General features: G+C 47.9%; 18 protein-coding genes. 8 read left to right on the top strand and 10 right to left on the bottom strand.

Features of this window, described 5'->3' with window-relative positions:
* Positions 1 to 91 precede the first annotated feature (91 nt).
* A complete protein-coding gene (gene acs, locus ACYQ2M_RS07635) occupies positions 92 to 2,125 on the bottom strand; it encodes an acetate--CoA ligase (protein ID WP_459915739.1) in 2,034 nt (677 codons plus the stop codon).
* A 911-nt stretch (positions 2,126 to 3,036) separates the two neighbouring features.
* Between acs and ACYQ2M_RS07630 the strand changes: the two genes are divergently transcribed.
* Positions 3,037 to 3,690, top strand: coding sequence for a lactate utilization protein (locus ACYQ2M_RS07630; protein ID WP_459915738.1), 654 nt, complete (start codon positions 3,037 to 3,039; stop codon positions 3,688 to 3,690).
* Positions 3,691 to 3,871: 181 nt separating this feature from the next.
* On the opposite strand, the gene ACYQ2M_RS07625 is transcribed toward ACYQ2M_RS07630, so the two are convergent.
* Positions 3,872 to 4,294: a secondary thiamine-phosphate synthase enzyme YjbQ gene (locus ACYQ2M_RS07625; RefSeq protein ID WP_459915737.1), complete on the bottom strand. Its 423-nt coding sequence runs from the start codon at positions 4,292 to 4,294 to the stop codon at positions 3,872 to 3,874.
* A gap of 278 nt (positions 4,295 to 4,572) precedes the next feature.
* On the opposite strand from ACYQ2M_RS07625, the gene ACYQ2M_RS07620 reads away from it, so the two are divergent.
* Genes ACYQ2M_RS07620 through ACYQ2M_RS07610 form a run of 3 tightly spaced genes read left to right on the top strand, consistent with a single transcriptional unit; the run spans position 4,573 to position 8,622 of the window.
* The gene (locus ACYQ2M_RS07620) at positions 4,573 to 6,543 is read left to right on the top strand and encodes an extracellular solute-binding protein (protein WP_459915736.1); all 1,971 of its coding nucleotides are present in this window, start codon (positions 4,573 to 4,575) and stop codon (positions 6,541 to 6,543) included.
* Complete coding sequence (locus ACYQ2M_RS07615) at positions 6,533 to 7,549, top strand: ABC transporter ATP-binding protein (RefSeq protein WP_459915735.1); 1,017 nt, start codon at positions 6,533 to 6,535, stop codon at positions 7,547 to 7,549. The genes ACYQ2M_RS07620 and ACYQ2M_RS07615 overlap by 11 nt, the downstream gene beginning before the upstream one ends.
* Positions 7,549 to 8,622, top strand: coding sequence for an ABC transporter ATP-binding protein (locus ACYQ2M_RS07610; RefSeq protein WP_459915734.1), 1,074 nt, complete (start codon positions 7,549 to 7,551; stop codon positions 8,620 to 8,622). Before ACYQ2M_RS07615 ends, ACYQ2M_RS07610 begins: the two co-directional genes overlap by 1 nt.
* A 42-nt stretch (positions 8,623 to 8,664) precedes the next feature.
* On the opposite strand, the gene topA is transcribed toward ACYQ2M_RS07610, so the two are convergent.
* From topA to ACYQ2M_RS07580, 6 genes are all read right to left on the bottom strand, one after another.
* Positions 8,665 to 10,947, bottom strand: a complete 2,283-nt coding sequence (gene topA, locus ACYQ2M_RS07605) for a type I DNA topoisomerase (RefSeq protein WP_459915733.1) — start codon at positions 10,945 to 10,947, stop codon at positions 8,665 to 8,667.
* Positions 10,944 to 12,071, bottom strand: coding sequence for a DNA-processing protein DprA (dprA, locus tag ACYQ2M_RS07600; protein ID WP_459915732.1), 1,128 nt, complete (start codon positions 12,069 to 12,071; stop codon positions 10,944 to 10,946). Before dprA ends, topA begins: the two co-directional genes overlap by 4 nt.
* Positions 12,072 to 12,267: 196 nt before the next feature.
* Positions 12,268 to 13,302: a protein translocase subunit SecF gene (gene secF, locus ACYQ2M_RS07595; protein WP_459915731.1), complete on the bottom strand. Its 1,035-nt coding sequence runs from the start codon at positions 13,300 to 13,302 to the stop codon at positions 12,268 to 12,270.
* A gap of 14 nt (positions 13,303 to 13,316) precedes the next feature.
* Positions 13,317 to 14,894 (bottom strand): protein translocase subunit SecD, encoded by a 1,578-nt coding sequence (gene secD / locus ACYQ2M_RS07590; protein WP_459915730.1) that lies wholly within the window; start codon positions 14,892 to 14,894, stop codon positions 13,317 to 13,319.
* A gap of 26 nt (positions 14,895 to 14,920) precedes the next feature.
* Positions 14,921 to 15,271 (bottom strand): preprotein translocase subunit YajC, encoded by a 351-nt coding sequence (yajC, locus tag ACYQ2M_RS07585; RefSeq protein ID WP_459915729.1) that lies wholly within the window; start codon positions 15,269 to 15,271, stop codon positions 14,921 to 14,923.
* Positions 15,272 to 15,802: 531 nt separating this feature from the next.
* Positions 15,803 to 17,266: an Rne/Rng family ribonuclease gene (locus tag ACYQ2M_RS07580; protein WP_459915728.1), complete on the bottom strand. Its 1,464-nt coding sequence runs from the start codon at positions 17,264 to 17,266 to the stop codon at positions 15,803 to 15,805.
* Between the two features lie 588 nt (positions 17,267 to 17,854).
* On the opposite strand from ACYQ2M_RS07580, the gene leuS reads away from it, so the two are divergent.
* On the top strand, positions 17,855 to 20,446 hold the full coding sequence (gene leuS, locus ACYQ2M_RS07575) for a leucine--tRNA ligase (RefSeq protein ID WP_459915727.1): 2,592 nt from the start codon (positions 17,855 to 17,857) through the stop codon (positions 20,444 to 20,446).
* Between the two features lie 38 nt (positions 20,447 to 20,484).
* Positions 20,485 to 20,970 (top strand): LPS assembly lipoprotein LptE, encoded by a 486-nt coding sequence (gene lptE, locus ACYQ2M_RS07570; protein WP_459915726.1) that lies wholly within the window; start codon positions 20,485 to 20,487, stop codon positions 20,968 to 20,970.
* A 250-nt stretch (positions 20,971 to 21,220) separates the two neighbouring features.
* Here lptE and rpsT read toward each other — a convergent pair whose 3' ends face one another.
* The gene (gene rpsT, locus ACYQ2M_RS07565) at positions 21,221 to 21,475 is read right to left on the bottom strand and encodes a 30S ribosomal protein S20 (protein WP_459915725.1); all 255 of its coding nucleotides are present in this window, start codon (positions 21,473 to 21,475) and stop codon (positions 21,221 to 21,223) included.
* A gap of 104 nt (positions 21,476 to 21,579) precedes the next feature.
* Between rpsT and murJ the strand changes: the two genes are divergently transcribed.
* Together murJ and ACYQ2M_RS07555 are read left to right on the top strand one after the other, a co-directional pair.
* The gene (murJ, locus tag ACYQ2M_RS07560) at positions 21,580 to 23,154 is read left to right on the top strand and encodes a murein biosynthesis integral membrane protein MurJ (protein ID WP_459915724.1); all 1,575 of its coding nucleotides are present in this window, start codon (positions 21,580 to 21,582) and stop codon (positions 23,152 to 23,154) included.
* A 4-nt stretch (positions 23,155 to 23,158) separates the two neighbouring features.
* A complete protein-coding gene (locus ACYQ2M_RS07555; protein ID WP_459915723.1) occupies positions 23,159 to 23,482 on the top strand; it encodes an FtsB family cell division protein in 324 nt (107 codons plus the stop codon).
* A gap of 86 nt (positions 23,483 to 23,568) precedes the next feature.
* Here the strand turns inward: ACYQ2M_RS07555 and ACYQ2M_RS07550 are convergent, their stop codons facing one another.
* Positions 23,569 to 23,850, bottom strand: a complete 282-nt coding sequence (locus tag ACYQ2M_RS07550) for an integration host factor subunit alpha (protein WP_459915722.1) — start codon at positions 23,848 to 23,850, stop codon at positions 23,569 to 23,571.
* Positions 23,851 to 23,909: the final 59 nt, after the last annotated feature.

Below are 23,909 nucleotides of genomic sequence, written 5' to 3'. Positions count from 1 at the left end.
CGGCAATGTATAAACGGAGTTAACATTGCCGGCCTGTTAAAGAAAATATCAGTTTGATCTATTTACCACATAAACGGGTACGCATTGCCTGTTAGGCGTTCTGCACCATGTCTTTAATTATTTCAACAACTTCCGGGTTTGCAAGAGTCATAACATCGCCAACATCCTTGTTGTTGGAAATAGATCCAAGGACCCTTCTCATGATTTTACCGGATCGAGTTTTGGGCATATCCGGTACCAGCCAGACTTTTCTGGGTTTGGCGATTTTGCCGATCTGATCGCAGATGGCGTCGGAAATCTTCTGGGCCAGTGCCTCGCTGGGTTCATTTCCAGGTTTCAGAGCAATGTAAAGATCCGGAACTTTTCCTTTGATTTCATGAGCCACGGGGACAACCGCAGCTTCTGCGACCTCATCCACAACAAGGGCTGCAGATTCTATCTCCTTTGTACCCAGACGATGACCTGATACGTTGATAACATCATCAATTCTACCGAGGATTCTGTAATAGCCATCTGCAGATCGGGTGGCTGCATCGCCCGCCAGATATGGCCAGTCACGCCAGTCCTTGCTGTTTTTGTCTTTGCAGTACCGTGCAAAATAGGTTTCAACAAAGCGATCTCTATCGCCCCAGATGGTCTGGAACTGTCCGGGCCAGGAATTCTGGATACATATGTTTCCTGCGATGCCAGGTTTTGTGACTTCGTTGCCGTCCTCATCATAAATTATTGGGTGAATACCTGGGACCCCGGGTCCTGCACTGCCGGGCTTCATGGGTTTTATGCCTGGTATGGTGCTGCACAGGAAGCCGCCGTTTTCCGTCTGCCACCAGGTGTCAACAATGGCTGCTTCCCCTTTGCCGACTTCCTTCTGATACCATTTCCATACCGCAGGTTCGATGGGCTCTCCCACGGTGGTCATGTGTTTGAAATGATACTTGTATTTGGCAGGCTCATCCGGTCCGATTTTCCTCAATGCACGGATTGCGGTGGGGGCGGTGTGGAAAATATTGACATCCAGTTCCTGGGCGATTCTCCAGGATCTGCCTGCATCCGGATAGGTGGGAACCCCCTCATAAATGACAGTTGACGCACAAAGAGACAGCGGGCCATAAACAATGTATGAATGGCCCGTGATCCAGCCAATGTCAGCCATGCACCAGTACACATCTTCCGGATGGATATCCTGGATGTATTTGGATGTTCCTGTTACATATGATAAATATCCGCCCGTGCTGTGCTGACATCCTTTGGGCTTACCTGTGGTGCCACTGGTGTACATCAGGAACAGGGGATCTTCTGAAAGCATTTTTTCCGGTTCAATGCGTTCTCCATAATAGTTTTTCAATACGGTGTTGACGCTGTAGTCACGGCCGTCAACCATGGGGCTGTCTGAAGAATATTTGCCTGGATATCTTTCCCATACTAGGACTTTATCAACTACCTGGCCACCGTCTTTGGCGATTTTTACGGCATTATCCGCATTGACTTTATGGTTTAACAAGGTACCTGATCGGTAATAAGCGTCCATGGAAATAAGTACCCTGGACTGGGAGTCCACAATTCTGTCTGCGCAGGCACTGGGGGAGAAACCTCCGAAAACAACAGAATGGATGACTCCAAGTCGAGCACAGGCCAGCATTGTAACTGCAAGTTCTGCTGTCATGGGCATGTGAATGGTGACTCTGTCGCCTCGTTTTAAACCTGCGAAATCCCGGAGCAGGGCCGCAAATTCATTTACTCTGACGTAGAGTTCCTGGTAGGTAATATGATCAATTCTTTCGTTTTCGGGTTCAGGTACAAAATGAATGGCTGTTTTGTTCTTGTTTTTTTCAAGATGGCGATCAATGCAGTTATAACTGGCATTGATCAGGCCGCCCTTGAACCATTTCCAGCAGGGCGCATCACTTGTGTCAAGGACTTCATCCCAGTATTTGTACCAATCCAGCATTTCTGCATACTCAATAAAACAGTCCGGGTAATTATCCAAGCTGAATCTGTCATAAATTGAAGGATCTGTGACATTGGCCTGTCCGATGAATTTGGTTGAGGGGTAGTAGTACTCTTCTTCCTGCCAGTGTACCGCAATCTGCGCCTCTGTGGTCTCTTGAATGTTTTTGTCGCCCATTTATTGTCTCCTGCATTTTAAAGTTTAAATAATTAAAATTCCAAGAAATCAGCAAAATCTATGGTTGCCATCACCTCCTTTATAAAGCAGCTTATCTTATTTGTTTGAGGAAAGTATTGTGTGGACTTGATCATAAGATCGGCCACCCGACACAATTGGTGGAGCAACGAACGCAGGTTTGTGTTATGGACCCCTTATCAAGCATTTGTGTTTAAATGCGGATTTACATAAAAGTGCCTTAACTCAAGTCTGGTCCTGCCCCAGAGTGGCCGATCTTGCGATCAAACCCTATTGTGCAGTTCGATGATCCGGTCCTTGTCTGCCCGGACCGGCCGGGCCGGTGGGCTGGTAACGGAATCATGAAGTTTTATCATTTCGATTGCCCGGATGATGCTTTTTCATGAAATATCTATACTCATCGGGAAATACATCGCGGATTAGAGATGAAAATTTTTAATTCATCATATCAGTACAGTTTGTTCTTAATTTAAACAATGCGAAAAAAGTCATAATGGAATCTGATTCCTTTGTTGATAATTTTCAACATTATAATAAGGAATGGAATGATAACATGGATTGATCGTTTTTCAACTGTAGTTCATGATCTTTACTGACTTTTCAAGTAGAATCTTACCGGTTAATCGTCGGTATCGGTTGAAACCTAAAACGGTAACAGCGCCAGAAGCGAGGACAAGAGAAAACAGGTTGAAACCTGTAAAGTGTTTTCTACTGAAGCGGATTCATATCGTGATTTGACTATAAAAAGAAATAACTGTTTAGTCAACACAAATTTTTAAAAAAATAAATAAATTTTTACCAGAATAAATTTGATAACTCAACATATTTTAGGTAGTATCTCCATGGTCTTAATTATCTGTGTAAAACACATCATCATGGAGAAATAAAAAAATATGAAAAATCCCGTTGACAACTATTGGATGCGCCGACTTGAACAGGTAAAGAAAAACCTTGAATCCAATAATTTTGAAGTATTTATTGCGGATACCCCCGGGGATGCCAAAAATCTTGTTCTGGATAAAATTATACCGGAAACCAAGCCCCAGAGCGTATCCTGGGGTGGTTCCATGACCTATGTGGCCACCGGTCTTTTCCATGCGTTGAAAGATTCAAAGGATATGGAGGTGTTAAATACCTTTGATAAAAGCCTTCCCATGGAAGAGCAAATGGCCCTCCGGCGCAAATCTCTTCTGGTGGACCTTTTTATAACAGGGACCAATGCTGTGACCGAAGCCGGTCAACTGGTCAACCTGGATATGATCGGTAACAGGATCGGTGCCATTACCTTTGGCCCCAGAAATGTCATTATATTTGTGGGTAGAAATAAAATCACCTGTGACCTGGATGATGCCATGTATCGCATCAAAAATTATGCCGCACCGGTGAACACCATGAATCTTGATAAAAAAACACCCTGCAGGGAAACCGGGTTCTGCCAGGATTGCAAAAGCCCTGACCGTATCTGTAATACCTGGACCATCACAGAAAAATGTTTCCCCCCCAAACGGGTAAAAGTAATTTTGATAAATGAGGATCTTGGCTTTTGACCCGCGATTTTGTTTTTACCATGACGGAAACCGGGGATTTTTTCTGATCGCATCAGGGAAAAAAATCAATCAGGGCGATGTGATGATCCACCCGGGTTTAGACGATGCCTGGTGCTTAAGGCGGTCAAATCCCATGTCCATGTCCAGGCGGTCTTCACTGGATATGGATTTTCTTTTTGGATTATACTGGCTTGGGCAGGTGGGGAAACCGGTGCTCATGGATGAATGTCAGATTTACCCTGCGGGTTCTGGGGCCGTCAAATTCGCATAAAAAAATGCTTTGCCAGGTTCCCAGCACTATGGATCCATTTTCAATGGGAATCATCTGAAAAGGCCCCATGAAACTGGTTTTAAGGTGAGCGGCGGAATTGCCTTCCCTGTGATGATAATTGGCGGTCCAGGGGAAAAGGGTGTCAAGGGTGTCAATGATGTCCTTCTTTACATCGGGATCGGCATTTTCATTGATAGTGATGCCTGCGGTGGTGTGCATGGAAAAAATATGGACCAGCCCGGAATTCATTCCGGCTTCCGTAACTGCCCGCTGAATATCCGGGGTAATGTCCACAAGCTGGGTGTGTTTTCTGGTGGTAATGGTAATGTGCATGTCTGTGCCTTTTTATGTGGTTTTCATGCCCGGGCCGAGGGGGAGGCCTCGGGCCTCTAATACTTGTATGTTTACATGAAAAGAATCTCTTTGTACAGCAGGTTGATGTGTTCTGGATGTTGACAACACTTGCTTTTTCATTATTCGTTGTGGCTGGTGCATACAGCCATGTAGGTTTATAAGAAAATCTTGATAAATCACTAAGGATTTTAAATCTTTGTTGTGGGCCAGACGGATCAGCACATTGTTTTGCCCGTGGCGGTTTATATGGAGATGTAATGACAAAACCATTTAATCCATGGCATTTTGTTTTTGTAACCTTGCTTGCCATGGTTGCTCTTTTTATACTTACGGGCTGTGGCAGTGATGAACCTTCCAGTTCCCATGGGGTGGATGTTAAGATTGCCCCTGAATCAACGGAAAAGTCCCATGGAAATACGGAAGGTACGAAAACAGCGACGAAAAAAACACCGGGAATACAAAGGTCTGATTCCCATGGTGCAACGGCAGTGCTCCCGGAGGGAATTACCTGGCTGACCAATAATAGTGATCCTGTTTTTTCATCCTCTGATGCAGTGAAGGGCGGGGTACTGCGATCGGCCATTTTAAGTTTTCCCATGACCTTCAGAACCGTTGGGCCGGATGCCAATGGCAGTTTCAGAAGCGCCATTCTGGATAATCAGCTCTCCCTTGTGAACATTCATCCCGACACCGGCAACATCATCCCGGAACTTGCCACCCACTGGGCTTTCGATGCGGATAATAAGACCATGTATTTCCGGTTGAACAAAAAAGCAAGGTGGTCCGATGGTGAACCGGTGACGGCAAGGGATTTTGCCTATACCCTTACCTTTATGCGTTCGGAACATATCGTGGCACCCTGGTACAATGATTATTACTCCAGGGAAATTGAGTCGGTGACGGTTTTTGATGATTATACCCTGGCTGTTAAAAGCACCAAGGCCCAGCCGGATCTTTATTTAAGGGTTGCCATTGCGCCCACCCCGGAACATTTTTTTGGTACCTTGAATGAAGATTTTGTCCATGAATACAATTGGAAGGTGGTACCCAACACCGGGGCCTATCAGATTTCCGATTTTAAAAAAGGAAAGTATATTCATTTTAAGCGAAAACAGAACTGGTGGGCCGGACAGTTGAGATATTTTAAAAATCGGTTCAATGTGGATAAGGTCAATTTCACCGTCATTCGCGATTTTAACATGATGTGGGAGTACTTTAAGAAAGGGCAGGTGGATCTGTTCTCCCTGACCATGCCGCAGTATTGGTACAATCGCTCGGACACCGATGTTATGAATAAGGGATACGTCAAACGCATCTGGTATTTTAATGATACCCAGCAGTCGGCATCGGGGCTGTGGCTGAACTGTGACAAGCCTGTCTTCAAAGATCCCCTTGTCCGATATGCCTTTGCCCATGCCATGGACGTGGACCGGGTGATTAAAAAGGTGCTCCGGGGAGACTATTTCAGGCTGGACCAGGCCTATGTAGGGTATGGTGATTATACAAATAAGGATATCAGAGCCCGGGAATTTTCCATAGAAAAGGTGGAAAAACTTATGAACCGGGCTGGATGGCACCGGGGTAGTGATGGTATTTGGCAAAAAGAAGACCTGCGGTTTTCCGTGGAGGTGACCTATGGCTTTGAAGGACATACCCCCCGTCTGGTGGTGTTAAAAGAGCAGGCCAGAAAGGCCGGTGTGGAGCTGCGGCTCCAGAAACTGGACAGCACCGCCGCCTTTAAAAAATTTCTGGAAAAAAAGCATGATGTGGCTTGGATGGGATGGAGCACCTCCCTTCGCCCCTCCTATTGGCAGAGCTGGCACTCGGACAATGCCCACAAGGCCCAGACCAACAACATTACCAACACCGACGACCCTGAACTTGACCGGCTCATTGATCAATACCGCGACAGCCTGGATGCCGACCAGAGAAAAACGCTTTCCCGGCAGATTCAGACCCTTATTCATGCCCAGGGTGCCTTTGTTCCCACCTTTATGGTGCCCTATGTCCGCCATGCTTTCTGGCGCTGGCTGCGCTTACCCGAGTTTCATGGTACCAAGGTTTCTGAATCTTTGTTTGACCCCTTTTCCCCCATGACCGGGGGCCTGTTCTGGTTTGACCGGCAACGTCATGATGAAACCCTGAACGCCATGAAAAAAGGAATAGCCTTTCCTGCCGAAACCATCATGGATACCCACTTTAAACCGGGAGGACAGGGTGAACGATAAGGGGGCATTAAACCCACATGATATCGGATCTCCGCTGTTGAAGGTGGAGGATCTTGTCACCGCCTTTGACACCGAAGGGGGCAGGGTCCATGCCGTGGACGGGGCCTGGTTTTCCATGGACCGGGGCAGTACACTGGGGATTGTGGGGGAATCGGGGTGTGGAAAGAGTGTCACAGCACTTTCCATTATGTCTCTGCTTCCCCGACCATCGGGGAAGGTGGTGTCCGGCCGCATTGTTTTTGACAATCAGGATCTTTTGACCCTTTGTGCGGCAGACATGCAGGCCATCCGGGGCAGGCGCATATCCATGATTTTCCAGGAACCCATGACGGCGTTAAATCCAGTGCACCGCATCGGTTCACAGATCAATGAGGTCTATGAGCTTCATTTCCCGGTTATGATTTCCAGAGATCGGCACAACGCCGTGGCAGAAATGCTTGGGAATGTGGGCATTGCCGATCCGTTCATGGTCATGAAAGCCTATCCCCACCAGTTGTCCGGGGGCATGCGCCAGCGGGTGATGATTGCCATGGCACTGGCATCTTCCCCTGACATTCTCATTGCCGATGAACCCACCACGGCCCTGGACGTCACCGTCCAGGCCCAGATCATGCACCTTATAAAAGATCTGCAGAAAAAAATGGGCATGGCGGTGATATTAATAACCCACGATCTTGGTCTCATTGCAGAAAACTGTGACCATGCGGTGGTGATGTATGGCGGACGGGTGGTGGAACGTTCAGCGGTGAAAGAGCTCTTTACCCATCCGGTTCATCCTTATACCAGGGGCCTGATATCATCCATACCGGGCCTGGCCACTGTTCCCAAATCCATACTGCCCACCATACGGGGACGGGTTCCCTCCCTTGATAAAATGCCTCGGGGATGCCGGTTTTCCAATCGATGCCCCCGGGTGATGGAGCGCTGTCACACGGTGATTCCCAAAGAGATCCAGGTGAAGGGCGATGGGCATTTTGCATCCTGTCATCTTCTGGAGGAAATGTAATGGCTGACCTCATGGCAAAACAAAACAGCTTCAATGGGAGAAAATTACATCCAGTCCCCGATGTGGCTTTAGGTGTTGAAGGCTTGACCAAACACTTTCCCGTATCAGGGGGCCTTTTTTTAAGACAGACCGGGGTGGTGCATGCGGTGGATGATGTCTCTTTTGGTATCAAAAAGGGAGAGACCTTGGGGCTTGTTGGGGAATCCGGGTGTGGAAAGACCACCCTTGGTCGGTGCATCATGGGGCTTTATCCCATAACTGCAGGAAAAATATTTCTCCATGGCAGGCAGATTGCACCGGGTAATCCCAAATGGCTTAAATCCATGCGTCTGCAGATGCAGATGATTTTCCAGGACCCCTTTGAATCTTTGAATGCCCGGCACACCGTGGGGGAAATTCTCAGGGAAAAATATATCATCCATGGTAGAAAAGAAGGGAGAAGCAACAAAGAAATCGGGAAACTTCTGGAAAGGGTGGGGCTGTCCGGCGATGATGTCAGTCGGTTTCCCCATGAATTCAGTGGTGGCCAGCGCCAGCGCATCGGCATTGCCCGGGCCATCAGCCTGAACCCCGAGGTGATTATCTGTGATGAACCTGTGTCTGCCCTGGATGTTTCAGTGCAGTCCCAGATTCTTAATCTCATGGTGTCCCTGCAGCGGGAAATGGGATTGACTTATCTTTTTATTTCCCATGACCTTGCCGTTGTCAAACATGTGTCCGATCGCATTGCTGTTATGTATCTCGGCAGAATTGTAGAGGTAGCCCCGGCCCAGATCCTATACGAAAATCCTTTGCATCCTTACACCCGGGCACTTTTGTCGGCCATACCTCTGCCGGACCCCCTGGCCAGGAAAGAAAGGATCATTCTAAAGGGGGAAGTGCCTTCCCCGGAAAATCCGCCGTCGGGATGTAGATTTCATACCAGATGTCCTCGGGCCATGGATCTGTGTCGGCAAAGAGAACCCCATCTGAGCCTTTCCCCAGACGCAAAAAATTCACAAACAGATGCAAACGCCTCACAACAAGACCCTCACCATGTGGTGGCCTGCCATCTTTATACCCCTTGTACATAGCCGGTAGCAGAAGAAACGGCAGAAAAGGTGACGGACTGTCAATTACTGGTCGTTTTCCGTTGCCTTTTGCTTGTATCCACAGCCCTTGACGGGGCATTTAAATATTCTTCCCTCTTTTTTGGTTTCCTTCTCCACCAGATATGGTGATTGACACTGGGGGCAGGGGATATTGACCGGTTTGTCCCAGGAGGCAAAGCCGCAGTCCGGGTAACGGTTACATCCATAAAATATTTTTCCCCTGCGGGAGCGTTTCTCCACAATGATGCCCTCACATCCTTTTTCCGGGCAGGTTATGCCGGTTTCTTTGCCAGCCTGATCCCCAAAAACAGATTCGGTGTGCTTACAGTCAGGATATCCGGTGCAGGCAAGAAATTCCCCATATCTGCCTTCTTTTTTCACCATGGGTTTTCCGCATTTATCGCAATCCTTTACCTTGGTATTATCTACCTTGGTTTCATGTATTTCAATGTTGCCCTTTTCATCCCGGGTATAGTTACTTGAAAAGGTGCATTCGGGGTATCCGGTGCAGGCAATGAAATGACCATTTCGGCCCATTTTAATATTAAGGGGTTTGCCGCAAAGGGGACACACAAGGTCCGTGGCCATACCCACACCCTTGATGCTGAGCATATTTTCCCGGGCATGTTCAAGTTTTTCTTTGAAAGGGGTATAAAACTCATGGAGCACATCAATGGCCCGGGTGGTGCCATTTTCAATACTGTCCAGATTGTTTTCCATTTTTGCCGTAAATGTGGCATCCAGAATTTCAGGGAAAGACTCCACCAGCAGATCATTAACAATGAATCCCAGTTCATTGGGGATAAAGTATCGCTTTACAAGGTCCACATACCCCTTGTCTCTGATAGTGGTTAAAATGGAGGCATAGGTACTGGGGCGGCCGATGCCGTTTTCTTCAAGTTCCTTTACAAGGGATGCCTCGGAAAACCGTGGGGGCGGTTTGGTAAAATGCTGGGCAGGGAGAATTTCCTTCACAGTCAGACTCTCGTTCTCCGCCATTTCCGGCAGTAGTTGTTTTTCTTTTTTTTCCACGCTGTCATCGGTGTTGTAGAGGGCCATGAATCCCTGGAATTTAACAGTACTTCCCCCCACGGTGAAGGTGTAAACCCCTGCCTGAATGGAGATGGTTTTCTGGTCGATGAGGGCCTGGGTCATCTGGGAGGCCATGAAACGTTTCCAGATAAGATCATAGAGTTTAAACTGATCCTGGGAAAGAAAGGGCTGGACCTTGCCCGGAGTATTTAATACCGATGTGGGACGGATGGCCTCATGGGCGTCCTGGGCCTTGTTTTTATTTTTAAAATATCGGGGGGATTCCAGCGCATACTCCAGACCAAATTTTTCCCGGATCAACTCCTGGGCTGCCAGTGCTGCTTCTTCGGCAATGCGTGTGGAGTCGGTACGCATATAGGTAATAAGACCCTCGGGGCCACCGGTGCCGATTTCAATGCCCTCATAGAGTTGTTGGGCCACCATCATGGTTTTTTTGGCGGAAAATTTCAGACGGTTGATGGCATCCTGCTGCAGCTTACTTGTGATAAAGGGGGGCAACGGGGTGCGTTTGATGGTTTTCCTCTGGATTTTATCCACCACAAAGGCAAGTTTTTTAAGATCTTTTACAATGGCAGCAGAGGTGTCACCATCGGGTATGACAACCTTATCTCCATTTTTTCGCACCAGTTGAGCCACAAAGGGCGGGGGATTGTCCGGGGCAGACAGGTCCGCCGCAATGGTCCAGTACTCCTGGGGTTCAAAGGCCCTTATCTGGCGTTCACGGTCACAGATGATTTTGACGGCTACGGACTGGACCCTTCCTGCACTGAGTCCTCCCTGGACCCGTCGCCAGAGCAGAGGAGAAATCTGATATCCCACCAGTCTGTCAAGGGTCCTTCTGGCCTGCTGGGCTTCGTATCTGTCATAGTTGAGATCCATGGGATTTTCCAAAGCATCGGTGATCCCTTTTTGGGTGAGTTCATGGATCAATACTCTGTAAAAGGATCGTCCCTTTTGCTTTAAAATATCCGCAGCGTGGAATGCAATGGCCTCACCTTCGCGGTCAGGGTCAGGGGCCAGATAAATGGTGTCGGTATCCCCGGCTTCTTTTTTCAGGGCCTGAATTACCTTGGATTTTCCCTTGATCTGAAGATATTTTGCCTTAAAATCCTTTTCTATATCAATGCCCAGTTCTTTTTGGGGCAGATCTTTGATATGCCCGGCGGTGGCAGCAACATTAAATGTCTTTCCGATATATTTTTTAAGGGTTTTAACTTTGGTGGGGGACTCGACAATTAGAAGTGGTTTACTCACGATGTTTCCTCTACGACAAAAAAATAATTTCCTGGTGTTTGTGTTACCACACCCTTCAGTTCCAGGCACAGAAGTGATGCATTGACAACCCCTGCATCAAGACCGGATTGTTCGATGATGGTGTCAATGTGAACGGGATAAGGCCCCAGACAGTTGAGAATCTGCTGCTCGGGCGCGTCCGGTTTAAAAACATGCCCCTGGGAATCGTTTGGGGCCTTTGCGGGACTGGAAGGTGGGGCCGGGTGGACCATGTGGCCCAGTTCTTCAATGACATCCAGCTCATTTTCCACAAGTTTTGCACCCTGTTTCAACAGAGAATGGGTACCGGTACTTTGAAAGGACTGTATACTGCCGGGTACGGCAAAGACCTCCCTGTTATATTCAGCGGTGAGTCTGGCTGTGATAAGAGATCCGCTTCTGGCGGCGGCCTCCACCACGATGGTTCCGGTGGACATACCGGCGATGATGCGGTTTCTCATGGGAAAATGACGGGCATCCGGTATACTGTTAATGGAAAACTCTGAAATAACGGCACCATTGTCGGCAATGTCGTGGTACAGTTGTCTGTTTTCTCTGGGGTAGATGGTTTTTAAGCCGCATCCCAGCACGGCAAGGGTTTTCCCCCCTGCTTTCATGGCTCCTTTGTGGGCGGCAGTATCAATGCCCATGGCCATGCCGCTGACAATCTGAAAACCCTTCCGTGCAAGGTCATGTCCCAGCTTGAATGCCGTGTGAACGCCATAGGCGGTTGCACGTCTTGACCCCACAATGGCGATGCAGGGCGCAATATTGTCAAGGGTTCCAAGGTAGGTCAGGAGGGGAGGTGGATCTGGAATGTGTAAAAGAAGTGCAGGGTAATGGGGGTCATTCATGGCAGCAATTTGAAAACCAGCACGTTCAATGCCCCTGATTTCATCATCGGGTCGATTCCTGCGGTTTTGTTCAATACCTTTAAGAATCCGGGGGCTCATGCCTTTGATTTGTCTGAGATCCTGTTCCGGTGCATTTAACACCGCTTCCGGTGACCCGAAGGCCGTCATCAGTCGCTTAAAAAGAACGCTGCCCACTCCCGGGACATTTCTCAGGGCAAACCAGAATCGATATTTATCAATCAGCGTGGACATCTGGTAGAATTTTCCCTGTTATGAGGTTCATGGATTGTTAAGGTTTGCACTTCTTGAATATAAATAGCTCCATATTGTAACTATTCGGGCTGGTATTGTAAAAACGAGACTTGATCACAACCTGGGGAAAAGGCACCGGAAAAAGTAAGCTGTATTTTCCGGTGCCGGCATTAATCTTTCCCATTTTTTACGGAAATTAACGATTTTTCCTGTCCGTTATAAGGAGAATGGGACTTGCAACAAAAACCGAGGAATAGGTACCGACAACTACGCCTGCGATCATTGCAAAGGCAAAGTTATGAATAATTTCTCCCCCCAGAAACAGCAGGGAAAAAAGCACTATCAACGTGGTGAGTGAGGTGAGTATGGTACGGCTCAAGGTCTCATTGATACTTTTGTTGATAATTTCAGCCATTGTCTGTTTGCGTTGATGGATATTGTTTTCCCGGATTCTGTCAAACACAATGATGGTATCATTGAGTGAATACCCGATGATGGTCAGTAATGCGGCAATAATGGGCAGTGAAAATTCATAATCCAGTATGGAAAAAAGCCCCACGGTTATAAATACGTCATGGATGAGGGCCACAATGGCTCCCATGGCATATTTCAATCCCAGATACCAGAACAGCACCAGGGTGACCACCAGGGCCGCCGCGATGAGAATGGGCATGCTCATGTTAAAGATGGAGAGAAAATAAACCGCCGTCATCAAGGCCCCTGCCGTTACACCGGAGAGTACCCATTTCATTTCAAATCGACCTGAAATGTATATGGTGATGAAAAGCAATGAATAGAACATGGCCAGAAGTGCCTGTTTTCTCAGATCCTTTCCCACCTGGGGCCCAACCATCTCCACCCGTCGGATTTCCGGGGTTGAGCCTGTGGCATTTTCCAGGGCCTGGGTAATGGCCTGGGAAAAACCCTGGCCGGTCATGTCCGGGTTACTGGTGCGGATGAGAAATTCATTTTCTCCGGGGTCTCCGAAATGCTGTACCGAAGAGTTGGCAATTCCTATCTGGTCAAGGCCTGAACGGATATCCTGGGTGGCGGTTGTTTTTTCAAATTTAATCTGCACAAGGGTGCCGCCTGAAAAGTCAATGCCGTAATTGGGGCCGTTATGAATGACAAGGGAAATGATGCTGATAATAACCAGTGCCAGGGACAGCGAAAATCCCAGTTTTCGTTTCCCTGTAAAATCAATTGTGGTGCCGGGTTTGATAAACTGCATGGATGTTTATCTCCTTATATACTGAGTGTGGGGGTCTTTTTCCCGGACAACATCATATCAAAAATACTTTTTGAAAGGACCAGGGCGGTGAAAAGACTTGCAAGAATACCAAGTCCCAGGGTAACGGCAAATCCCTTTACAGGGCCGGTGCCGAACTGAAACAATACCACCGCAACAATAAGTGTTGTCACGTTGGCGTCAAGGATGGTGAGAGCAGCCCTTGAAAATCCCGCATGGACCGATGCTGCAGCGGTTTTTCCTGAAGCCAGTTCTTCCCGTATTCTCTCAAAAATAATAACATTGGCATCCACCGCCATACCGATGGTGAGAATAATGCCCGCAATTCCTGGCAGGGTAAGGGTGGCCTGGAAAGCCGCAAGACCGCCGCCGATGAGCAGAATATTTGCCACAAGGGCAATGTCTGCAATGAGACCGGCCCCCTTATAGTACATCATCATGAAGAGGATCACCAGAAGTCCGCCCACCATCATGGACATGATTCCCATGCGAATGGAGTCTGCTCCCAGGGTGGGCCCAACGGTTCTTTCTTCAATTATCTTGACAGGTGCCGGCAGGGCACCGGCCCGCAGTACAATGGCAAGATCCCTTGCTTCTTCCGTAGTGAAATTACCTGTTATCCTGGCTTTGCCTCCGGCAATGCGATCCTGGATTACCGGTGCGGAATAAACGGTTTTATCAAGGACAATGGCCAGACGTTTTTTTATGTTCTCTCCGGTGATACGCTCAAATATCCGGGCACCTTTCCGATCAAATTCAATACCCACATAGGGTTCGTTGAACTGGGAGTCAATCATTACCCTTGCATCGGTGAGGGAACCGCCGTCCAGCAATACCTGTTTTTTGATGAGGAAGGGCACCTTGGAGACCTTTCCCGTACGACGGTCTTCCTTGGTCTGGTACAAAAGTTCTGAGCCCGGCGGAGGCGTTCCCTTGGCTGCAGAAGCCATGTCACCGGTTTCATCCACCAGCTGGAAATTAAGCTGGGCTGTTTTACCGATGAGATCCTTGGCACGCTGAGTATCGGTGATGCCAGGCAGCTGAATCTGAATCCGTCGGTCACCCTGGAGGCGGATGTCCGGTTCGCTGACCCCGAATTCATCAATGCGGTTGCGAATGGTTTCAAGGGCCTGCTCCGTGGCCATGCGTTTGATGTTTGCCGCCTCTTTGGCGGGAATCTGCAGCACAATTTGTTTGCCCTCGGGAACCGTCACCGTGGAAGCGATTTCCAGCGCATTGAAATCATCCGTGACCAGCGCGGTGAAACCTTCTATGTTTTTATCACCGTCCAATGTTGCCGTAATGGTATTATTGCCGTTGCGGGTGATACCAAGGTGCTTGATTTCCTTTTTTCTTAACTCTTGTTTTAGCTCATGCACGGTGCGTTCAACAGTTGTTTCAAGGGCCTTCTGGTTCTGAACTTCCAGGACAAGATGCATGCCGCCCTGGAGATCAAGACCCAGATTAATTTTTTTGTGGGGCCAGCAGTCAACATAAAAGGTTGGAAGAACATATACAAGTGCGGCCAGCATGATCACTGCGGTAAGCGCGCCTTTCCATGTGAATAATTTCAATCTTATTGCTCCTGAAATGGCGGTTTTTATTTATTTTTCTTGTCTTTTTTTGACTCAGCCGGGGCATTGCCCTGGAGGGTAGCACCCACGTTCCCCCGATTGATTTTAATTTTAACATTTTCTGCTATTTCAATGGAGACCGTGGTATCCCCAAGGGAGATAATGGTGCCATGAACGCCACCGGATGTAATGATACGATCCCCTTTCTTAAGATTGCTGATCATGTTCTGGTGTTCCTTGGCTTTTTTCTGCTGGGGTCTGATAAGCAGAAAATAGAAAATAACGAACATCAGAATAAGGGGTACAAACGCTGTAAGTCCACCTGCCTGTCCACCTGCTGCACCAGCTTGTCCCATTGCAAATGCTGTGTTGATCATGATAATAAAATCCTCCTGAATTTAAATGCGCCTGTTTATTAAGGTTGCTTTGCGGGAACCTGAATCATCTTCTGGTTGCACCGGATGGTGCCCGCAATGTTATAGTCAATTCATAATTTATGCATCACACTATTGATCAATGGCTCCTGATGATCATCCCACTGCATTTTTTCCGATTTGTTGTGGATGAGCACTTGTTTGTTTAAAGATCATTGATTCTACATGGGGTTGGTCATAATATTTAGTCAGTCGTCATCATTGGCGTGTCAATGGGATCAGACTGATGTTATGACCAAGCCCGTTCTCCAAATGGGCTGTTTAGTGTGCGACTGTTTGAGATACACAAAAGTTAAGGTTATGTCAAGGTTCAGCTTGTGGTGGATATCGATCCTGAATAATTAATAATACTGCCCTTGAGCATAATCTTGGCCCCACCGGTTGCGGCTCCGACGTCTTTCCCTCCGGGAGAGTCAAAACATTAAAAGCATAATCGGGGTTGCTCACAATCTGGGCCATTCGTCACAGTAAGAATTATTTATCACAGCTGATGCGACTTTCTCCCCAGATGATTCCATCACAGGCGTTGATGGTGATGGTTACCTCTCTTTTAAGTTCAATATCATGGATTTCTTTTCTTTTTTTGTTTAAAAGATAGGCCGCCACCTCCGGCGGTAGATCCGCTGTGAGGGCGGTGATGCTGCCCTTGATGGTTTTAAGATTAAGCTGTCGTAGAAATGCAAGTCCCAGATTTTCCACGGAGGGAATCATACCGCGTCCCCTGCAGTGGGGACAGGTTCTATAACTGCCAAAGGTAATGGAAGGGCGCAGACGCTGCCGTGACATCTCCACAAGGCCAAAACCGGATATGCCGCCAACTTTGGTCTTTGCTTTGTCGGATTTTAGATGTTTTTTCAGAGTTTTGGTGACATCCGCCTTGTGTTTTCTTTCTTTCATATCAATGAAATCCACCACAATAAGTCCCCCCAGATCCCGGAGTCTCAATTGCCTTGCCACCTCTTCGGCCGCCTCAATATTGGTGTGATAGGCGGTCTGTTCAATGTTCTTTTTGCCGGTGGATTTTCCTGAATTGACATCAATGGCCACAAGGGCTTCTGTCTGATCAATGACAATGGCACCCCCGGATTTCAGGGACACCTTGGGTTCAAAGATAGAGGCTATCTGCTCTTCGAGCTGATGTTTTGTAAAAATGGGTTTTTCACCCTTGAACAATTTTACAATATTTTGCTTGCCGGGGGCAATAACCCCCATGAAATCCTTGACTTCCTGGAACACCTCTTTGTCATCTATCAGAATTTCCGTGATATCGTCGGTGAAATAATCCCTTAGAGATCTAACGGCAAGGTTTTGTTCTTTATATAATAGGGAGGGGGTGGAGCTTTCAATGGCCTTTTGGTTGATATTTTTCCAGGCCCTCTGGAGATATTTCAGGTCGTTGGTGAACATTGTTTTGGTGGCATCTTTGCCAGCGGTTCTGACAATCAGGCCGAACCCCTCGGGTATTTTTAGTGATTCTATTATATTCTTGAGACGTTTTCGTTCCTCTTCATCGGCAATCTGGCGAGAGACCCCCCGGGTGGTGCTTCCCGGCATGAGAACGGATAATCTGCCCGGCAGGGAGATATATGTGGTGAGCATGGCCCCCTTGTGCATGATAGGGTCCTTGGTGACCTGGACAATGAGTTCCTGTCCTTTTTTCACCAGGTTGGTGATTTTCCGGTCCCCGGCGTCATTGTCGAGGAAATAATCACTGTGAATTTCATTGAGTTGTAGAAATCCGTTTTTCTGGGTACCATAATCCACAAACACAGCCTGAAGACTGGGCTCCACCCTTGAAATAGACGCTTTGTAAATATTTCCCTGGGTCATTTCCCGTGCGGCTGTGTCCAGGTGAATCTCTTCCAGCTTGTTTTCTTTAATGGTCACGATTCTGCATTCATCCGAATCATGCGCATTGATTAAAATTTTTCTTGTCATTAAATCTTTCTTGCCGCCTCCATGGAAAAAAATTGTTTTATGGAGATTTTCAACCATCTGGGTTTGTTGCTTTTTTATGACCCTGTCGGCTTTGCCTCCGGCATATCCCGGCGGGTGCCATTGCTGTAAAAAAAGCAAAGAATATATCATGGGTCCTGAAAAGCCCCAATGATAGTTGAAATCTCTCTTTTGACGGATGCTGTCTGTCTTTTGTATGGTTATATAAACCGGCGTTCCGGTATTCGCTAAAAAAATAAAATGTCTTTCTGCACACAACAAGTATTCGATTGACGCCGCCAAGTCAAATAAATTATGATCGGCAGGTTGTATCATCCTTGCTATTTCATTCATATTGTGCCATTTAATGTGCTTTGTTTGCCCTTGTAATTGATGGGCCTGTTTTTTTTAAAAAGCGCCTCCCTCAGGGATTGTCCGGATAAAAAAACGGAACATCATCAGTCATAGAAATTGGGGTTTTGATGCGGGTTTCAGCCGGCCTGGAAATTTTTCGGGCATCCCCGTTCACACCGGGGTAACGGTTTGCATTACCCCCTGAAACGCATAGTGTCCGGAGGTTGACATATAATCATGGAAGATCGGTATCATCCTGAAGCAGTAGAGACAAAATGGCAGCAATATTGGGAATCCCAAGGGGTTTTTACCACAACAGAGGACAGGTCAAAGGAAAAATATTATCTTCTGGAAATGTTTCCCTATCCGTCCGGTAAAATCCACATGGGACATGTTCGAAATTATACCATTGGTGATGTGGTGGCCCGATACAAACGGATGAAAGGGTTCAATGTGCTTCACCCCATGGGCTGGGATGCCTTTGGGATGCCCGCAGAAAATGCGGCCATTGACAACAATACCCATCCGGCGGCCTGGACCTATGACAACATGTCCACCATGCGTCGTCAGCTCAAAAAAATGGGCTTTTCCTACGACTGGAACCGTGAGATTGCCACCTGTCGTCCGGAATACTACCGCTGGGAGCAGTGGCTGTTTCTCCAGATGCTTTCAAAAGAGATGGTGTACCGCAAGGAATCCTATGTCAACTGGTGTGAACATTGCCAGACCGTCCTTGCCAACGAGCAGGTGGAGGCAGATCTTTGCTGGCGGTGCAGCCAGCCGGTGCAGCAGAAAAAATTATGGCAATGGTTTTTTAAAATCACCGATTATGCAGAGGATCTTCTGCTTCATTGTGATCAACTGCCCGGATGGCCCAACAAAGTCACCCTGATGCAGAAAAACTGGATCGGCAAAAGCCTTGGTTCTGAAATCTCCTTTGATATAGAAGGTATGGAGGCAGATATCAAGGTGTTTACCACCCGCCCGGACACCCTGTTTGGTGCCACCTTCATGTGCCTTGCTCCGGAACATCCCCTGGTGGAGACCCTGTCAAGTGGTACAGAGCAGGCCGATGCCGTGCAGGCCTTTGTGGAAAAAATATCCCGCCAGGATCGCTCTGCAGATGCCTTGGAAAAATATGAAAAGGAAGGCGTATTTACCGGTGCCTGGTGCATCAACCCGGCCAATGGTCGACGCATGCCCGTGTTCACTGCCAACTTTGCCCTCATGGGATATGGCACCGGTGCCGTTATGTCCGTGCCGGCCCATGATCAGCGCGATTTTGATTTTGCCCGGAAATATGACTTGGACATCGTTGTGGTGATTCAACCGGAAGGGGAAACCCTGAACGGTGTCACCATGGCAGAAGCCTACACCGGGGAAGGACTACTGGTAAATTCCGGCCAATACAATGGTATGGACAATGGTTCAGCCATGGCCGAAATCACCCAATGGCTTGAAAAACAGGGAAGGGGAAAACAAACCGTTAGCTTCAGGCTCCGGGATTGGGGGATTTCCCGCCAACGGTACTGGGGAACGCCCATCCCGGTGATTCACTGTGATACCTGCGGCGTGGTGCCGGTGCCGGAATCACAACTGCCGGTGACCCTGCCCGAAGATGCTGACCTTCTGGAAAACGGCGGATCTCCCTTGCCCACCCTTGAATTTTTTGCTGAAACCACCTGTCCTGTGTGTGGTAGAAAAGATGCCCACCGGGACACCGATACCATGGACACCTTTGTGGAAAGTTCCTGGTATTTTGTACGGTATTGCAGTCCCCGGTGCGAAACGGCCATGTTTGATCCCGATGCCGTCAAATACTGGATGCCCGTGGATCAATACATAGGCGGGGTGGAGCATGCCATTTTGCATCTGCTTTATTCCCGGTACTTCATGCGAGTATTAAACACACTGGGGCTCATTGACTTTAAAGAACCTTTCACCCGTCTGCTCACCCAGGGTATGGTGTGTAAAGAAACCCTGACCTGTCCCGAGCATGGGTATATATTTCCCGAGGACGCAGTTCCCGCCGGGGATGGGTTTGAATGTGTAAAATGCAAGCGTGACGTTGAAGTGGGGCGGGTTATTAAGATGTCCAAATCCAAAAAGAACGTCATTGATCCCAACACTCTCCTTGAAAAATACGGGGCGGATATCACTCGCCTTTTCTGCCTGTTTGCCGCACCGCCGGAAAAGGATCTGGAGTGGAATGACGACGGGGTTGAAGGCTGTAACCGTTTTATTAACCGGGTGTGGCGCCTGGTTTCGGTGTGTAAAGAGGTCTGCGGGGAGATCCCCGTGTGGAACGGTCCCATGAATGGCTTGTCCGATGATGCCAAAAACCTTTATCGCAAGGGGCATCAGACCATCAAGAAAGTCACCGATGACATTGAAGACAGCTTCCATTTCAACACGGCCATCAGTGCGGTGATGGAGCTTGTCAATGCTATGTACAGCGCAGACCTTGATACCGCTGACGACGGGATGAAGGGTGTTGCAGCCTTTTGCATGGAAAACATAGTTCTTCTGTTGTCCCCCATTGTCCCCCATTTTGCCGAAGAACTGTGGCAGCAGATGGGTCATGATCCCAGCATTGTGGATCATCCCTGGCCAACCTACCGTGAAGATGCATTGACAAGTGACGAGATGGTCATTGTGGTACAGGTAAACGGCAAGCTCAGATCAAAGTTCACCATTAATACGGACGCTGATGATGAGGCCATAAAGGCTGTGGCCATGGCAGATCCTGCTGTGATAAAACATATTGCAGATAAAGCCGTCAGAAAGGTAATTGTTGTGAAGAAAAAACTTGTCAACATCGTGGTGTAATGATGAACCGACGTTTTTGTCAGATAATAAAGGGGTTTTTGCTCCTGGTTCTGATTCTTGGGGGGGGGTGCGGCTATCGCATGCAGGGAACGGCACCCCTGCCCGGGGGAATAAAGGCGGTTCGGGTAAACTTGTTTGAAAATCGCAGCAGTCAGTCCGGTGCGGAAAACCTTTTTACCAACGCCTTTATCAATGAATTGTTGAAAAAAACCGATGTCCGGGTGTTGAAGGCCGCCACAACAGGTGGGGTGGTCACAGGGACCATTCGCTCTATTTCTGTGGGGGACCTGACCCGGTCATCGGACGATACCGTCCTTCAGGGACGAGTCAGCGCTACACTGGATCTCTTAATGACGGATGCTGATGGGGTTGAACTATGGGCGGTAAAGGGATTTACCGGTAATGAAATTTATACAGCATCCAGTTCCAATGTCACAGATGAGGCTGCCCAGCAGGAAGCTGTGGCCCAGATTGCCTTGAGATTGTCTGAAAAACTGGTCAGTGCAATGAGTGATCAATGGTAGTGTTTGGCTGGTACATCACGACCTAAGTCGTCTGTGCTGCCTTTTGCAGCGAAACCTTATATTCCAATGGAACAAGAGCCTTAAAAAGCACCAATGGAATTGCTCCACGCTGTGTACTATTGCTTCAAGACCTGGTTCTTTACCTGTTAAAACTCCGGCATGAAGAATCCATCAAAAAAAAAGGCGCATGAAATCAGGGAAATAACAAGTTCCCGAGTCATGCGCCTTTGATTCTTCTAAAAGATGGATTTTAGTTCAGAATCTTGGACAGTCTTGAAATCTTACGTGCAGCAGTGTTTTTATGGATAACTCCTTTTTTGCCTGCCTTGGCAATGCAGGACTGGGCATTTATGAAAAGAGCCTGGGCATTCTCATTTCCTTCTTCTTCAGCTGCAGCACGAACCTTTTTAATGGCTGTATTCATTGCGGATTTTGTTGATTTGTTTCTAAGACGTCTGTTTTCACTCTGTTTTGCACGTTTAAGTGCGGATTTATGATTGGCCAACTTGTTTTGAACTCCTTAATTGATATGATTAATTTAACAGTAAATCCATAAGTTTTGAAAAAATTATTTTATTGGGGTTCGTGTTTTTTGTCAAGGAAAAAGTGATGATATCACATGAAAATACAAGGTTTTCCAAGCTGTTTTCCGGAATTTTCACCATTGGCTCAGCCACACTTGTCAGTCGTATTCTTGGATTTACCCGGGATGCCATTGTGGCCATGATTCTGGGTGCCGGGCTCTATTCCGATGCCTTTTTCATGGCCTTCAGGTTGCCCAACCTGCTGCGAAAATTTTTTTCCGACGGGGTGTTAACCTTGTCTTTTATCCCCGAGTTTACCCAATACCGCAGCATGGGTGGCAAGGCTGCCGCCTTTGATATGGCACGGTCTTTTTTCTGCATAATCTCTTTTGTCGGAGTGCTTGTGGTGGTGGCCGGAATTTTATTTACCCCGGGCCTTATTGCTGGTATTGCCCCGGGATTTGTGCCCCATCCCCATAAATATGAGCTTACCGTGGCATTGACCCGGATCATGATGCCCTATCTTGGAAGTATTTTTCTCATGGCAGTGTGCATGGGGATATTAAACGGAATGGGGCATTTTGCTGCGCCGGCGGTGGCACCCATATTATTTAATGTGGTGATTATTCTTTTTGCTCTGATTTTATCCCCCTTATTTTCCGCCCCGGCGGTGGCCCTGGCCTGGGGAGTGACCCTGGGGGGAGTTATGCAGCTTTTGCTTCAGCTGCCCTTTATCCATGCCCGGGGATTTCGCTTTTTTAAACGATGCTGTCTCCTGCACAAGGGCGCAATCCGGGCGGCAAAGACAATGCTGCCGGCCATGGTGGGTGTGGCGGGTTATCAGATCAATGTGCTCATGGCCACTTTTATGGCATCCTGTTTGGGAGATGGCAGTATTTCTTACCTGTATTATGCCGATCGACTGGTTCAGTTTCCCATGGCGCTTTTTACCGTGTCTGTGTCCACGGTGATTTTTCCCCGGCTGGCCACCAATGTTGCCGCAGGCAGGGGAGATGACGCTGCAGTACTTTTTTCCCGGGGGCTGCAGGCGGTGTTTTTTCTTACGCTTCCGGCCATGGCAGGGCTGATGGTGTTAAGTCGGCCCATTGTGGCGCTTCTTTTTTTCCAGGGCGCATTTCACATGGAAGCAGTACTTGAAACAGCCTCCGTTTTGTTTTTTCTATCCATGGGATTGGCCGCCTTTTCGGGTACTCGGCTGTTTGGCACCTTGTTTTACGCCTTTTCAGACATTCGGACACCCTTTGTGGCAGGTCTTTGTGCCATGGCCGTAAATGGGATTCTTGGCAGCTTTCTGCTAAAAACCATGGGGCACAGGGGACTTGCCCTTGCTTTGTCTGTGGCTGCATGTGTGAATCTTATGATATTACTATGGAAAGCCGGTGGATATCTCACGCCTGGTACTGGTGGGCGGTTGATACGTTCGGGGCTTAAAGGATTTGTTTTTTCCGGTGTCATGTATAAGGCGGTGGATTGGGTCTTTTTTTATGTTTGCCCGGGACTCAATGCCGGAAAGGTGTCACTGCTCATGGGGGTATCTGCTGCCATTGTGGTGGGTATATTGGTTTATATCTGTCTTTTTTTAGCGTGTGGCTGGCGGGAGTGTCGCAGAATGTATGGTTGGATCAAAGGAGGGACTTGAAATCATGAAATTGAATGCTTCCGGGTTTTACCTTGCCGTTGCGGCATTGATGGTGCTGGCTGCCTGGATGGTCTGGGGGGACAACGGGCTCAGGTCCCTGGTGGGCCTAAGAGAAGAGAAGGCCCGGATACTGAACAAAACCCGGGAAATTGAATCGGAAAATCGGGGCATTGAAAATATCATTGCCCGCCTGCAGCACGATGGAACTTATATTGAGCATCTGGCAAAACATGGGTTTGGACTGGCACGGAAAGAGGAATTTATTTTCAGATTTGCCCCCCATGCCCCAGCCTCAAAAGACACAGAGGCTGAGGTTATCATGCCGTGATATGGGCCTTGAGCGCTCATTGAGCTCAAAGAAAATTGTGGGACGTGTTCAATCACACCATCGGCCATTTCTGGGAGGGGATGTGCTCAGGTATTGATAAGGTTACGCAGTTTTCCAGAGCATTTAAAGGTAACCACCCGTCGGGCAGGGAGGTTCATTTCCTGGCTGGTGGCCGGGTTGCGTCCCTTTCTGGCTTTTTTCTCATTGACACAGAATTTGCCAAATCCGCTGATCATGACATCTTCGCCTTGTTCCAGGCTGCCTTTGATGATTTCCAGAAAATCCTCCATGATTTTATATGAAGTACTCCTTGAAAGATCGAGTTGTTTTTGAATTCTTTCTGTGATCTCCGTTTTGGTCAATGCCATGGCTTTGTTCTCCTGAATCAAATAAGTCTTTAAATTATATATATAAATATCATAATAAT

This window comes from Desulfocicer niacini, assembly GCF_054657595.1.
The sequence above is the reverse complement of the archived record's forward strand: the minus strand, read 5'-3'. Positions and strand labels throughout refer to the sequence as shown.